This window comes from Sodalis glossinidius str. 'morsitans', from assembly GCF_000010085.1.
Classification (GTDB): domain Bacteria; phylum Pseudomonadota; class Gammaproteobacteria; order Enterobacterales; family Enterobacteriaceae; genus Sodalis; species Sodalis glossinidius.
In genome coordinates this window covers 1690806-1705245 of record NC_007712.1, presented here as the reverse complement: position 1 = coordinate 1705245, position 14440 = coordinate 1690806, and the positions used below count along the sequence as shown (strand labels likewise).

Below are 14440 nucleotides of genomic sequence, written 5' to 3'. Positions count from 1 at the left end.
GGCTTACCGGCAGGCATGGCAGCGATGCCACTCCATCAGTTCGTTACGCAAACAGGCGGGCAGCGTCGCCAGATGCCGCCCCGCCAGCGCCCCTTCCAGGGCAAACAAAACCTTCACGCTCAGGTCCCGCTTTATGTTGCGTAGTTTCAGATAGCTATCTTTGGCGCCATGATTGCGCAGCGCATCCACATTCTAGATACCGGCTTTCCACAGCAGTCGCTCAATACCCTGGCCGATGTTGGGCAGGTCCTTTAAGCGCTGATGGCTGGCACGCACCTGCCGTTCACGGCACGCCTCCTCCAGCGCCTGCCGTCCCAGTTTTATCAACGTTGCCGGCGCGTCCCACAGGGTTTCTGACACGTGATAATAGTTAAACGATACCGGGATGCCGCGCTTGGTATAGATGAGTTTGCGCATGCCCAGCTCGTGATAACGGTATTCGCTGCCGCGTATGCCGCGTAACCAGCACTTCCCTTCAAGGATCAGCGCGAACATAACGCCGCCGACCACCACACTGTAGCCTCCGAATTGTGAACGGGTCTTAATCTCTCCCAACGGAGAGAACAGCGTTTTCGTTTGTTGAATACGTAACTTATAGGTCGCGTCCATGCGATTCTCCTGTGCTACCTAACATTGCGTGGCGCGTTACGCGACCGCCGCATCACGTCCCGCAGGCTATCAACTTAATTCGCGCAATTTAAATACCGATTCGCGGATCTGCGACGCAGATTGAATTTTTTGGTTGATTTGACTGCACACCCCGGATACTATGTTTTTATACAGTAATAAAGGGGCAGACATCTAAATTGCAAACTCATCCTTATGCCACACCAGTTACCGGCGCACGCCGCCGCCATGCTGCACAGTCTGAAAGCGCAAACGCGCCTTTGGCGCAGGGAGGAATCAGCAAAGTGGTTTATATCAAAGATCAGCCGATAGTCGGACATATTCTGCTGCCCTGCTGCGCAAGCTGGGTTTGCAATCCCGGTGGCTACTGTGGCTGACATCGTCACGGCGGCTGAGCCGTCCCTGGCTGGCCCAGTCGGGCCTACCGCTGCAAAAGGTGGTGCAGCTGCGTCAGCCGTCAGCGTTCGATACCGTGGCGGCAATGGAAAAAGCCTTGCTCACCGGCAATTTCAGCGTCATTCTGGGGTGGTTTCCTGCGGAACTGTCGGAAACGGATAAGCGTCGTTTGCAGGATGCCGCCCAGCAAGGCGGAACTTTTGGCTTCATCATATATCCGCAAAACGGCTCGAATCGTCATTCTGGACAGTTTTCAGGGTTAAAAATTCACTCAACTTTGTATCATTAAGTAAAATTAGGATTATTCTCAGGTCGACGCCTGTCGACCCGAATTATCGCCTCCCAAACGGGGGAAACCTAGTAGATATGCGGCTTCACGACCGTCTTCTTTCCTCGCCGCATCGTTTTTTTTGGCCCTTTTTCCTCCCGTTGTTGCCCTGAAACGTTATTTTTTATTAGCGGTTTACTACATCTTACTTGTAAGTTTCCTACTTCGTTGTAGACTTTAACCCGCCGGGGTTGCTCTATAACGCTATTTTAATGGCGATGCACAAAGTCTGAACACGGAGCACGAACGCCGGCAATGGATTTCTAAAATTAGCTTTAAAAGCTCATTGCCTATTTAGATGATAACGAGGCGCAAACAATGAAAAAGACAGCTATCGCACTTGCAGTGGCACTGGCAGGTTTCGCAACCGTAGCGCAAGCCGCTCCGAAAGACGACACCTGGTACACTGGCGGCAAACTGGGCTGGTCCCAGTACCACGACACCGGTTTCTACGGTAACGGTTTCGACAACCGCATCGCCAACGGTCCTACCCGTGATGACCAGTTGGGCGCGGGTGCTTTTCTAGGCTATCAGGCGAACCCTTACTTGGGCTTCGAGCTGGGCTATGATTGGCTGGGCCGTATGGCGTATAAAGGCAGCGTGAATAACGGTGCTTTCAAAGCGCAGGGCATTTCCCTCGCAGCCAAGCTGAGCTACCCGCTGACCGACGACCTGGACATCTACACCCGTTTGGGCGGCATGGTATGGCGTGCTGATTCCAAAGGTGCTTACGACAACGGCAATGCCGGCCGCGTAAGCGACCATGATACCGGCGTTTCGCCGCTGGCCGCTGTGGGTCTGGAATATGCCTGGACCAAAAACTGGGCTACCCGTCTGGACTACCAGTGGGTTAACAACATCGGTGATGCCGGTACCGTCGGTACCCGTCCTGATAACTCCATGCTGAGCGTTGGCGTGTCCTACCGCTTCGGCCAGGATGAAGTAGCTCCTCCGGCTCCGGCTCCGGCTCCGGTTGTTCAGACCAAGCACTTCACCCTGAAGTCTGACGTACTGTTCAACTTCGACAAAGCCACCCTGAAACCGGAAGGTCAGCAGGCGCTGGATCAGCTGTACTCTCAGCTGAGCTCGATGGATCCGAAAGACGGTTCTGTCGTCGTTCTGGGCTATACCGACCGTATCGGTACCGAGCAGTACAACCAGAAACTCTCGCAGGAACGCGCTCAGAGCGTCGTAAGTTACCTGGTTTCTAAAGGTATCCCTTCCGATAAGATTTCCGCACGCGGTATGGGTAAATCCAACCCGGTTACCGGCAATACCTGTAACAGCGTGAAAGGCCGCGCCGCAGTCATCAGCTGCCTGGCCCCGGATCGTCGCGTAGAGATCGAAGTGAAAGGCATCAAAGACGTGGTAACCCAGCCGCAGGATTAAGTTATCATGACGCTATAAAAACCCCGCTCCGGCGGGGTTTTTTATTTTGGAACTATTAGTAATTGACGCCTCTATTCAATGGGTTAACCCTTCTTTATGGTATGCTGATTACCCCTGATAACCCCATGTATGGATAGAATGTGGATGTACCGTACCCCCGCAGCGGATTTAGCGCTATACCATCCTGTAGATAGTCTGGTGCAGAATGTGCAAAGGTCATGGTCTGCTGAATATTTGCATGACCCATAATCTATTGAAATGTCAGACTATGTCCTCCATTTATCATGGTATGCGCAGCTAAGTTATTACGGAGTACGTGATATGTGTGCCCCTCGGGTAAGTCGAATTAGCCTTTCTGCGTTCTCTCATCAACTGTACGACTGATAGCGACGATCCCCTGGCGTCGGATGGCAGCAAATGCTGGCGAGAACAGAGGTAAGCTGAAAAGGTTAGGAGGTATCAGGTCTGATGCTTTCGCTCTACAGTCTGCGCCGGGGCTATGGCCGGTAGAATGATGAACCTAAGTGGGCAGGATTACGACAGCTGGCCCCGCGGTCACCTGTTTGCGGATAAAAGAGTACGCCCATGTCCGTCCGCTTAAGCGCCTCCAGGATTTAGCACGACAGACTAAAGGATGTCGACTTCTGGCATAGCGGATTATCAAAGTCGCCGTGGCTTTTGCGCCCTCCAAGCGAATTGATGTTCATGTAAATTCAGATACACGGGTCTGGTCAAGTTGACTTAACTTCTTCTGACATGGGTTTCTTCACTCATAACTCATATTTATTAAAAATGGCAACGCTTATACAAAAGTTAACTATCTATGATGCTAAAGTGAATTTTTCATACATTACACAGGCTTTGTTGAATAAATATAACTTTTAGGTGATTGTCTGCTCAGATCACTACCGTCATTTCAACATCTGCACTCCATGGCAAAGCAAAAGTTTAAAATAACCAACTGGTCCACTTACAACAAAGCTCTCAAGCAGCGCGGGGCTCTAACGATATGGCTGGATGAGTCGGCAATTGTTGCATGGACGGAAAAAACAACGCCTGAACGGCGCGTGGCCGGCCGCTTCACTACGCAGATATGGCTATCACCACTGTTTCTGATGATGAAACGCGTGTTTGGCCTTTCGTTAAGGGCTTTACAGGGCTTCGTTGACGCCATTTTTAAACTGATGGTGCTGCCGCTAAGATGCCCAGACTACTCGCTGATAAGCAAGCGAGCAAAGACAGTTAAGATCAGCATAAAAACGCCGACCCGTGGTGAAATCTCACCTCTAGTCATTGACGGAACCGGCCTGAAGGTCTTTGGTGAAGGCGAATGGAAAGTCCGACAGCATGGTGCCGACAGACGGAGGGTGTGGCGTAAGCTGCATATGGCCGCAGACAGTGCAACGCATGAGATTATCTGTGCTGACTTATCGCCCAGCGGTAAGACGGATGCTCAGGCCCTACCAGCTCTGATAAACCAGACCCAGCGGAAAAGCAGGGAAGCGTCGGCTGATGGGCGATTACGATACCCGCTACTGCCATAATGCTCTGCTGAGGAAGAAAATAAGGCCTCTTATTCCTCCATTCCGGTTCAAAACGCTTATGGGCGATCATCTAAGTCTGCGTGACTATGATGCGCAGGTAGGTGAGGCAATAGCGATGGTCAAAGCGCTTAACAAAATGACGCTGTTAGGAATGCCGAACAGCATCCGGATCGCATAACAATCGATCTGCTAGAGGGGCGTAGTCACAAGTTCTGATTTATTCAACAAAGCCCATTACACAAGAAATTGCTTGAGGTTTAGTTATCTCATTAATACGAATGAACATACGGAAACATAAAAATTATGAGAATTATAGTTAAGCGTGTTAGTTCACATTTTGATTAAAATCGAATCGTTTCTCGGTTTAAACTCGCTCTTTACTGCGCATAATCTACTTACAGGCAGTGGAAAGAATCACGACTCAGCAAAGAAGAAAGTTAATGTTATGCCGAACAGTTATGAGCAGCATAGGCTAAATCAATATGGTCAGAAGATATGCAATACGAATGAGTTCTTGTCTTTTTATCGAAAGAACAAGCTGGGGGGCATTAAAATATGTAGATAATGATTTATGCAGATGTCCATCAAGTAAAAATAGATGCTTATCTGAGCCAATCACAAATGAGTGTCGTTCCCTATACGCCTCTGGAAAATATCAGTCTTCAGGTGAGGAATTTACTACAATACATATTAAATATCCTGATCGCCATGTATCCTATTACTGCCCTTGTCCTCTTAATCCATGTGCATCGAAAGATTTTTTAATCAATGTCGAAATTAGGAATCAAAGAATATGCATCCTATGAATGTCGTTAGCGCTAATCTTAGCTTTAATCATAATAACTATCCATTGAAATATCCAGAAACAGCAAAGCTAATTGGATTGCCTAGTCTAAGCTGTAATTGCCCACCTCGTATAGCAACATATTAAATAGCATAAAATACCTAGTTGGGTTAATAAAAAATCAATTTGAACAAGAAGGCTGGCCCCATAGCGTGCTATAGAAAATATTATCGTTTACGGTTAGATAGAATTTTCATTGTGTAGATCTTTTTCTGTAAAGATAGACAACGTTATACCGAGTGTCTTTTATTTTTTATATGCAAGCCTATATTTTTGTGTTCATGAGCTAAATGGGAGTAAATTTATTAATCGTATTAATTCATACTTCATTGAAAATCAGATCGTTTCTAGGTATATCTCTTTTTTAATGCGCATATTCTCTATAAGAGCCGTTAACGAGTCCGCGGAAAAGCAATGATGAAGATTTAAGGTTATGCTGATTAGCTATGCGCAGCAGAGAATTAATCAATATAATCAAGATATATGTTATATAAAAAATTCGCATCTGATTACCAAAAATATAATATTAGCGATAACGTCATATTAATAAATAATGTTTTGTGTATTTGTCCGTCTACATCATGATGCACTATAACGATACCGCCCCACTCTTGTTTGGTAGTCGCTTTTACCCATGAGTCTGCCCGCAATAGCGAGAGAATGATGGGTGGGTATTTGTGAATATCGCCCGCCGGGATCGCTGAAAATCAAATATGACTCGCTAAGGGCATTATCACCCCCAGTTAACCCAACGGTATCTTTATCGAGCAGAAAGAAAAAAAGCACCCTCCCTTTTTACTGTCTTTGAAAAAGCGTTTTCTATTTTCGCTCACTCTGGGGATAATGCCGCACCGGCAACCTTATCAGACCCAAAGCTCGATAATACCGAGCCCATTAAGTCCTATGCAGCTTCCGATGCCGCAGCGAAACCCACCATCACGGTTGAAACGCCACTTGATGCTGAAGACGTAAGCAACAACTCAACCGTACCGCGCGCACAACGCAGGCAGAAGAGTCTACGCCGCCAGCATCAGGGCTTTCCCCTGAAGAGGCCGTAAGTCACGCCCCCGTGCATACTGTGTCGCCCACCTTTTTCAGAAGTGACGAAACATTGCCGGAATTGTCTACAGATCTGAAAGAGACGATCAAGATAAAAATTTTGCTCACGCCCTATAGCGAGGAAAAGATGGGGTTGCAAACCATATTAAGATCCGTGTCGGAGGCACCTGAAGATCTGGCACTACAAACGGGGAAAATTGCCCACAGCAGGGTCCCGTGCGGCGAGGATTCCCTATTGAAGTTTTTAAATCAATCGAAAACGCTTAGCGAGACATTCACCATTAACCTAGAATCCCACCCAACGCCAATAGAAGATGTTTCTATAATATTAATCAAGACAATTTCTGATGAGGATATTCAAACGATGCGTATGAGCAAGTGAAGATAGCGTCATTCATTACTCAAGCCATTGCGGCTACCGAGCCGGTATTAGCCCACGTAAGCACGATTGCCGTCCTCATCCACATCAAAAGTAAAATTAGCGCAATTTTACGCAAAATTTGGGCAAGCCGTGGGGTCTGCACTCCCCGAGGCCTCGCTTCCCTCCGGCCACAGCGCACATGACACTACGCCACATCGCAATTCCCCTGCGACCACGGGCGTTGTGAATTCGCTCTCGAAAGAATCAGAATTTACCCTCGGCAGCGACAGTGACGTTGGGCTGGGGTTAGCTGTAACGGCGGGGGTTGGCGCCAGTGCCACGTCGGTGGCTATCGCGCGCTCGGTCGCGCAGGGCGAAGAAGGATTTGTGGCGGCCATGGAAGCAGGGTTTGAAGCGTTAATTGATGATGTGGTAGTACTGGCGGCGGCATTAAGGGAACGAGAGCGAGGGGGATGTCTCTAACCCAATCATTTCCCCGTCATCGTTTCTGCCTAAGTGGATTGCGGCCGACCTACATCCATTGCGTATTCCAGATAATGATTCTGGACTCGTTGCCCATCCAGGACGCTATCTCACCGTGATATCCGCCTCTTCCATGAATATGGCCGCACAGTGCCAATGTGGCCACAAAGTGCCGATGTTGGCGCGACAGTAAATTGACCCGCCTTTTCTCGCGAAAGCAGGGCTGGCAAACAGGAGGGTCCTTTGCGGCTGGTCACAGACGGAGGGCATCACCCTCTGCGGCCATCAGTTGGTTTTTTCGCCGAGAATAGCCTTGAGGTCACTGCGCAAGGAAGACAACGTCTTGTCGTATTTTTCCTTGCGTTCTGCATCTTCCAGCAAAGTGACAATGGTTTCCGAAAGGGTGCTTCCCCGCCGCTGGGCCAGCGCCGCCAGCCGTTGCCAAACCAAATATTCCAAATCAATAGATTTTTTTCGCGTATGCTGATGCTCGGCATTAAAGTGCCGCTTGCGGCGCGCGCGGATGGTTTGCTTCATGCGGTTTTCCAGGCCGGGATGCATTGATTCGCGGATCCATTTCAGGATCTTCTTCGGCTGGTGCTGATAACTAATAAGTTGCTGAACAGATTCTGCTGCCGCGCTGTTCTCTTCGTGACGGGAGATGCGCTCCCCTTCACGGTGTTTTTTAATCAGGTATTTCCACTTCCAACCGGTTTCCAGATTTTCAAGCTGCTGGTATTTCATGGGAGCGCACCTGTGACCGTGTAACCTGCAGCCGATGATAGCATTGTTGGTTGTTATTTCACTAATATTTGTCGGTACCGATCAATTGCGCGCCCGAGTCGGAATGTTGCGGCAATGATGCCTCTGGAAAGAAAAGAGGCCGAGACGAAGCAATGTCTCTTCTTGTATAATAAGCGTTTCCCTGAACAGCGACGCTATTTATCATTTTGACCAACAAAAAATTAGAATGGAAATATTTACTGCCCGATCTGGCCGATTTCGCGGCGGTATTTGACCAACCCTGCCCGCCTTTGTCCGCTCCTTTGGCAACTCTACAAGCCCGTCTTATGGATGGGTTGGCGCAATTTTGCCATTCACGCACGCCCTGTCGCTTTATGCTGCTGACGGCACAAGAGGAGGAGGATTATTTTCAGCTGATTGCCGAGACGGTTAAACAGATCCTGCCTGCACCAGCCCAGCCTGTCGGCAGCCGCTATGTCGTGACCGGCATGGGCGTTAGCGAACAGCCGGCGACCAAGCCGGAGGATAACTTCGCCGCCCACGATGTCTGCGTGTGGCAGTCCTGGTTGGAATACGAGCAGCTGTTCGGCGCGCTGCGCTGCTATCGGGATGCCATCGATTTGCAGCCGGGCCTGGTACATCACGCCAACGGCGGCGTCCTCATCGTCGGGGCCCGCGCCCTCACCAACCAGCCTCTGCTCTGGCTGCGGCTTAAGCAGATGATTTTGCGGCAACGCTTCGATTGGCTACCGGCAGACGATAGCCGTCCTTTACCGGTTTCCGTCCCGTCGATGCCGCTCAACTTAAGGTTAATCGTTCTCGGCGACCGCGAGGGGTTGGCTGACCTGAACGATCTGGAGCCTGAGCTGACCCGTCTGGCGCTCTATGGCGAATTCGAGTCCGAGCTGCGCATCACTGAGGCTGAGGAAATGGCGCAATGGTGCGGTTGGGTCAACATGCTGGCCCAGCGCCAGGGGCTACCGGCGCTAAACGCGGACGCCTGGCCGACCTTGATACGGCAATCAGTCCGCTATAGCGGTGATCAATGCCAGCTACCGCTGTGTCCCCAGTGGCTTACCCGGCGGCTGAAAGAGGCGGCGCTGTACGGCTCCCAGCAGGCGCTGACCGCCGCGGCGTTTTCCGACAGTGAACGCACCCGCCTCTGGCGTGAAAGCTATCTCAGTGAGCGGATGCAGGACGAAATCGCCGAAGGTCAGATTATGGTGGAAACGGAGGGTCAGGTCGTAGGCCAGGTGAATGCGCTATCGGTGCTGGATTTCCCCGGTCATCCGCTGCCGTTCGGCGAACCCTCGCGCATTAGTTGCGTCGTGCATTTGGGCGATGGTGAAATCAACGACGTCGAGCGCAAAGCGGAACTGGGCGGCAATATTCATGCTAAAGGCATGATGATTATGCAGGCGTTTTTGATGTCGGCGCTGGAGCTGGACCAACAGCTGCCCTTCTCCGCCTCGCTGGTTTTTGAGCAGTCCTACGGTGAGGTGGACGGGGACAGCGCTTCACTGGCGGAAGGTGTCGCGCTTATCAGCGCGCTGGCGGATAAACCCATTAATCAACAAATCGCTGTTACCGGCTCGGTAGATCAGTTTGGCCGCGTCCAGCCCATCGGCGGCGTGAACGAGAAAATAGAAAGCTTTTTCGCCCTGTGCCAGTCGCGCGAGCTGACCGGCGCCCAAGGGGTGATTCTTCCCACCGCCAATGTGCGCCACCTGTGCCTGCACGACGATGTTATCGTGGCGGTACGCGAGGGGCAATTTTCCCTGTGGGCGGTGGATACTATCGATGAAGCGTTGGAAATCATGACCGCGTTGCCGTTTGACCACGACAAGCGTCCAAGTCTTCTCGCGTCGATACGCGAGCGTATCGCCAATGTTAATCTGCACGAACGGCAACGTTTGCCCTGGTGCTTTCGCTGGCTAAACTGGTTTAACCAGAGCTAAGGGAATTGTCAGCGGCCAGCATGTCGGGTAATGTGCGGGACTCAATAATTAAGGTTTAGAGAAATATGGTAGATAAACGCGAATCCTATACAAAAGAAGATCTGCTGGCGTCCAGCCGTGGCGAACTGTTCGGCAAAGAGGGCCCGCAGTTGCCGGCGCCGAATATGCTGATGATGGACCGGGTGGTCAAAATGACCGATGACGGAGGCAATTACAATAAAGGTTTCGTGGAAGCGGAACTGGATATTCACCCGGATATGTGGTTCTTCGGTTGCCATTTCATCGGCGATCCGGTAATGCCCGGCTGTTTAGGTCTGGATGCCATGTGGCAGTTAGTCGGTTTTTATTTGGGCTGGCTGGGCGGGAAAGGCAAAGGCCGCGCGCTGGGCGTAGGTGAAGTCAAATTCACCGGGCAAATCCTGCCGAGCGCGAAAAAGGTCACCTACCGGATCCATTTCCGCCGGGTAATTAATCGCAAACTGGTGATGGGTATGGCGGACGGGGAAGTGCTGTGCGACGGTACCGTCATTTATACTGCTAGTGACCTGAAAGTTGGCCTGTTCAAGGACACCGCCGCCTTCTGATGCTCCCTGCCGGCATAGCGTTGACGTCTGTCGGCGCACGTGCCGTCAACCCCCGAAAAAAAACCTCCGCGCCAGGCGGAGGTCGTTCTTGGATGACGGATCAAATTACCGATCGGTCTTCCATAGGCTTTGCGCCAGCCTCCCAACCAGTGAGAGCGTGCGTCAAGTGATTGATATGGACAAAGTTCACGAGTACGCCCTGACAGACCCGCTTGATAGCCGCGTGAATGAGCACGTTCAAGGCGATCTCGTTTTTGTCTTTTCATAAGTTTATCCCTCATCATCTTGGCTGGTTGAAAGAAAACGGTAACCCCGAACGCCGAGGTTACCCTTAATCTTTAACGAGAAAAGCGCGGAAGATCAAAACGTGGCGTCATCGATCTGTCATCTCAATCGGGCAATATTGACAAATCTCTCGGCCCAAAAAATGACGAAGGGCACCTTAAGCCGCTGAATTGCTTCTTGTGTCGGCAACGACGGCCGAGACTGACCATCGCTGCCGGCGACGTATGTAAATAATTATAAAAAAATTATTTACATATAGCTATAAATTTTTTCTCCACTTGCTGACCCACAGTGTCCCAGCCCTGCGCCAGAGTACGCACCAGCGCGTCGTAGCCATCTTTTTCCTGCGGTAACGCCAGATCGAACGGCTGACGAATGACGCGCCCATCATGGGTCAATAACCACACCCCCTGAACAATAGCGCGCCCGTCATAACGCCCGTGGAAACCGGTGAGGGTTACCGATAATTGATCGTTGTCGTCACCGCTGCCAATGGGCTGTGTCGAGACCAGCGTGCCCGGTAGCGCGGCGCTTAAATTTGCCACCAGCGTTTGCTGTAATTGCTGTTCCAGCGGGCTGGCCCACAGGTTGCTGCGCGCCGTGGTGTACTGGACGTCGTTGGTCTGATACACCAGTCCGTTGCCAACCAGGAAATCCGCGACCGACACCTGAGCGACCCAAAGCTTGGGACGTACACCAGGGCTGCCGGCGTGAAACGGCGTGGCGGCCCCGCCCTGCACATCGGCTACACCGCCCGCGCCGGACGCCGTAGCGCCTGCTTCGATGGAAGCTAGCGTCGCCACGGTGTTGCTCGCCTTGTACGGCAGTTGATAGTAGGTGTTACCGTCGCCGCTGGCGCAGGCGCTGAGCAACAGCACCGTCGCCAGCGCCAGAATTCTCCCTTTTTGCATCATTTCGCCCTCTTCGGCTGTGGATCTTTACCTTTATCTGCTTCAAAAACCAGCGCGTTGCTCTTGCTGTTCAGCGTCCGCAGCACCGGCTGCAGCTCACGCAGCACCTGATCGAGGCGCTGCATGTCCGCCACCATTTTGGTGTAAGCGGGCGCGCCGGGCTGGAACCCTTTCATACTACGGTTCAGCTCTTTCAGCGTCTGCTGCATGTCCTGAGGCAGTTGCTTCATTGACGCGCTTTCGGTGATTTTATTCACGGCCTTCAACGTGCGCTGTAGCTCCTGCAGCGTGCTGCGGCTTTGCGCCAGCGTGCTGGTCGCCTGATTAAGCATCGGATCCAGCGGTAACGCGTTGATTTTATCAAGCGTAGCGGTCAGTTTCTGTTGTATCTGCGCGAGACCGGCGCTGGTGGTCGGCATGACAGGGTAACCCTTGACGGTTGTGGGTCCCGGCCAGGCTTTGGCCTGCGGGTAAAAGTCCAGATCGACATACAACGTGCCGGTCAGCAAATTAGCGCTCTTGAGCACCGCACGGAACCCTTGCCCCTCGGCCGCGACCAGGCGCTTATTGATATCAAAGTTTTTGCCGACCTTGCTGATAAAGCGATCCGGCTCAATACGAATCAGCACCGGGACGCGATAGTCACCGTTCATTTCCTGATCGGCGCTGACGGTGGCGAACGGCACCTCCGCCACGGTCCCGAGCCGTATACCGCGGAACTCTACCGGCGCCCCGGGCTGCAGGCCGCGAATCGAATCATCGAAGAACAGCACATAGTCCTGATGTTGGGTATAGAGGGAATCGGCGATATCATTTTTATTATCGAACAGTTGGTAACGCTGCTGCTCTTTAGCGGCGTCCCCCAATTCCCAGCCGGTCGGTACATCGAAACTAACGCCGCCGGCAAACAAGGTGGTCAGCGAGCCCATTTCCACGCGCATGCCCGAGGCCGACAGATTCAGCGCCACGCCGCTATCTTTCCAGAAACGCACGTTATTCGTCACCAGGCGGTCATAAGGCGCGTTGACAAACAGCTGATAATTCATCATGCGCTTAAGCGGATCAAAGTGGCTGGTTTCCACCGTACCGACCCGAAAGCCGCGAAACAGCACCGGGTCGCCCGCGCTCAATTGGCCGGATCGATCGCTGTCTAGCTGGATACGGATGCCGCGCGCGTCGGGGGACGCCAGCGGCGGCGCGTCCAGCAATGTGAATTCCCGCGACGTCTCCGTGCTAGAACCGGGCTGCAACTGAATGTAGGCGCCGGATAACAAGGTCCCCAACCCCGACACTCCTTCCTTGCCAATCTGCGGTTTCACCACCCAAAACGCCGAGTCCTTGTTAAGCACCTTTTCCATGCCGTTGTAGATGCGCGCTTTGATTTCCACCTGACGCAGATCCTCTGTCAACATCACGCTCTCGACGGTGCCGACATCGACGCTGCGGCTTTTGATGGAGGTTTTACCGGCCTCGATACCGTCGGCGTTGCTGGTCGTCAGGGTAATCACTTTGCCCTGATGACTGAAGTGGTAGAACAGGCTCCAGGCGCCGATAAGAACGGTGACAATGGGAATGATCCACACCGGCGACCAGCGCTTGATCTTCTCCACCCGGGCTTCCTGATAATTATTTTCCGTCAACGGTCGACTCCTTTTAACGTATTTTGTACAGCCCTGTCCCACAAAAGACGGGGATCAAATGTTTTGGCCGCTATCATGGTCAGGATAACCACGGCGGCAAACAGCAGTACACCGATGCCGGGGCTAATGCTCATCAGCCTTCCCATGCGCACCAGGCCGGATAGGACGGCAATAACAAAGACATCAATCATCGACCAGCGGCCGACGAACTCCACCACCTCATATAAGAGATGCATCCGCTCGCTGTCGGCCGCCTTGCGCTCTCCGTTGCCGGCGGCGTCCCAGCATAGCCAGCCCAACGCGATCATTTTCAGGCTGGGCACCATGATACTGGCGATAAAAATCACTAGCGCAACCGGGATCGAGCCGTCCTCCCATAGCAGGATAACGCCGGCCATGATAGTGGAGTTGAGCCGGTTACCCAGTCCATCGGTAATCATAATCGGCAGCAGATTAGCCGGGATATACAGCATTAATGAAGTCAACAGCAGCGCCAGCGTCCACTGGAGGCTATTGCTGCGGCGCGCGCCCTCGCGGGTGTGGCAGCGCGGGCAGGCAACGGTGTCGGCGGGCAGAATAAGTGTGCAACAGCTACAGGCGCGTAGACCCTGCGCCAAACCGCCTTGCCCGGGCTGAAAACGTTTCACCGGCGAGGTATACGGCATAATGACGTTCCACAACCACCGCGGGTCTACGCACTGTAGCGCTCGCAGCTGCAACAAACAAAAGAAACAGAAAGGAATAAAACTATTACCGATACCAATCTGACCGTACGCCATCAATTTGACAAAGCTGACCAACACCCCGACCAGGAAAATCTCCGCCATTCCCCAGCTGCGCAGGGCAAATAACAGCTTGGCCAGGAATGCTTTCAGGCGAAAAGGCAGCGGCACGCCCATGCATAACAAGATAGTCATTATCATGCAAAGGGCGGGAATAGCCTGCACGCACAGCAAAAAAACGCCGGCCAGGCTGGTGAAATGATCGCTCACCATCACCAGCGGGATTTGCGGCAACGTTATTTGACGTTTCAGCCCTGAGACTTCCATATTGATGAAGGGGAACAGATTGGCCAGCCCCTGCATCACCAGCGCGCTGATGGCGAACCCCACCGGCTGGCGTTTCGGGTCCGGCCAATAGTTCTGCAAGGTATTGCGGCAGCGCGGGCAGCTTCCCTTCTGGCCGGGCGCCAGCGGCGGCAGCGCCACTAATAAATCACAGTGCGGACAAAGCACAGGGTGCTGCTGTCGTGGATAATCGCACACGCCTACCTCCTATTGTGCACTC

13 protein-coding genes and 3 pseudogenes are annotated in these 14440 nt (G+C 52.3%); 8 read left to right on the top strand and 8 right to left on the bottom strand.

Annotated elements, in window-relative coordinates:
• Window positions 1-3: 3 nt before the first annotated feature.
• Complete coding sequence (locus SGP1_RS33055; protein ID WP_243466202.1) at window positions 4-189, bottom strand: TfoX/Sxy family DNA transformation protein; 186 nt, start codon at window positions 187-189, stop codon at window positions 4-6.
• A gap of 3 nt (window positions 190-192) precedes the next feature.
• Window positions 193-609, bottom strand: coding sequence for a TfoX/Sxy family protein (locus SGP1_RS08845; protein WP_243466201.1), 417 nt, complete (start codon window positions 607-609; stop codon window positions 193-195).
• 367 nt (window positions 610-976) lie between these two features.
• On the opposite strand from SGP1_RS08845, the gene sulA reads away from it, so the two are divergent.
• On the top strand, window positions 977-1312 hold the full coding sequence (gene sulA / locus SGP1_RS08840) for an SOS-induced cell division inhibitor SulA (RefSeq protein ID WP_243466200.1): 336 nt from the start codon (window positions 977-979) through the stop codon (window positions 1310-1312).
• A 357-nt stretch (window positions 1313-1669) separates the two neighbouring features.
• Window positions 1670-2740 carry a porin OmpA gene (ompA, locus tag SGP1_RS08835; RefSeq protein ID WP_011410890.1) on the top strand — a complete coding sequence of 357 codons (1071 nt, stop codon included), beginning with the start codon at window positions 1670-1672 and terminating at the stop codon, window positions 2738-2740.
• Between the two features lie 94 nt (window positions 2741-2834).
• Here the strand turns inward: ompA and SGP1_RS33050 are convergent.
• Window positions 2835-3083 (bottom strand): annotated as a pseudogene (locus tag SGP1_RS33050) (hypothetical protein); the annotation flags it as partial.
• Between the two features lie 589 nt (window positions 3084-3672).
• Here SGP1_RS33050 and SGP1_RS08830 point away from each other — a divergent pair.
• The 4 genes and pseudogenes from SGP1_RS08830 (at window position 3673) to SGP1_RS08805 (ending at window position 7031) form a co-directional block, all read left to right on the top strand.
• Window positions 3673-4284 carry an IS5 family transposase gene (locus tag SGP1_RS08830; RefSeq protein WP_011410889.1) on the top strand — a complete coding sequence of 204 codons (612 nt, stop codon included), beginning with the start codon at window positions 3673-3675 and terminating at the stop codon, window positions 4282-4284.
• A 49-nt stretch (window positions 4285-4333) separates the two neighbouring features.
• Window positions 4334-4462: pseudogene (locus tag SGP1_RS36260) on the top strand (IS5/IS1182 family transposase); the annotation flags it as partial.
• Between the two features lie 1786 nt (window positions 4463-6248).
• A complete protein-coding gene (locus SGP1_RS08810) occupies window positions 6249-6569 on the top strand; it encodes a hypothetical protein (protein ID WP_041866798.1) in 321 nt (106 codons plus the stop codon).
• Between the two features lie 222 nt (window positions 6570-6791).
• Window positions 6792-7031: a hypothetical protein gene (locus SGP1_RS08805; RefSeq protein ID WP_041866797.1), complete on the top strand. Its 240-nt coding sequence runs from the start codon at window positions 6792-6794 to the stop codon at window positions 7029-7031.
• A gap of 285 nt (window positions 7032-7316) precedes the next feature.
• Here SGP1_RS08805 and matP read toward each other — a convergent pair whose 3' ends face one another.
• Window positions 7317-7775, bottom strand: a complete 459-nt coding sequence (gene matP, locus SGP1_RS08800) for a macrodomain Ter protein MatP (RefSeq protein WP_011410888.1) — start codon at window positions 7773-7775, stop codon at window positions 7317-7319.
• Window positions 7776-7981: 206 nt separating this feature from the next.
• On the opposite strand from matP, the gene SGP1_RS08795 reads away from it, so the two are divergent.
• Both SGP1_RS08795 and fabA read left to right on the top strand, forming a co-directional pair.
• Entirely contained in the window at window positions 7982-9733 is a 1752-nt protein-coding gene (locus SGP1_RS08795) for a S16 family serine protease (RefSeq protein WP_011410887.1), read from the top strand.
• A 65-nt stretch (window positions 9734-9798) separates the two neighbouring features.
• Window positions 9799-10317 carry a bifunctional 3-hydroxydecanoyl-ACP dehydratase/trans-2-decenoyl-ACP isomerase gene (gene fabA, locus SGP1_RS08790; RefSeq protein ID WP_011410886.1) on the top strand — a complete coding sequence of 173 codons (519 nt, stop codon included), beginning with the start codon at window positions 9799-9801 and terminating at the stop codon, window positions 10315-10317.
• A gap of 100 nt (window positions 10318-10417) precedes the next feature.
• On the opposite strand, the pseudogene rmf reads toward fabA, so the two are convergent.
• From rmf to pqiA, 4 genes and pseudogenes are all read right to left on the bottom strand, one after another.
• Window positions 10418-10583: pseudogene (gene rmf, locus SGP1_RS26980) on the bottom strand (ribosome modulation factor).
• 264 nt (window positions 10584-10847) lie between these two features.
• The gene (gene pqiC, locus SGP1_RS08785) at window positions 10848-11513 is read right to left on the bottom strand and encodes a membrane integrity-associated transporter subunit PqiC (protein WP_041867454.1); all 666 of its coding nucleotides are present in this window, start codon (window positions 11511-11513) and stop codon (window positions 10848-10850) included.
• Window positions 11513-13153 (bottom strand): intermembrane transport protein PqiB, encoded by a 1641-nt coding sequence (gene pqiB / locus SGP1_RS08780; protein WP_011410883.1) that lies wholly within the window; start codon window positions 13151-13153, stop codon window positions 11513-11515. Before pqiB ends, pqiC begins: the two co-directional genes overlap by 1 nt.
• The gene (pqiA, locus tag SGP1_RS08775) at window positions 13150-14418 is read right to left on the bottom strand and encodes a membrane integrity-associated transporter subunit PqiA (protein ID WP_011410882.1); all 1269 of its coding nucleotides are present in this window, start codon (window positions 14416-14418) and stop codon (window positions 13150-13152) included. Before pqiA ends, pqiB begins: the two co-directional genes overlap by 4 nt.
• Between the last annotated feature and the right edge of the window lie 22 nt (window positions 14419-14440).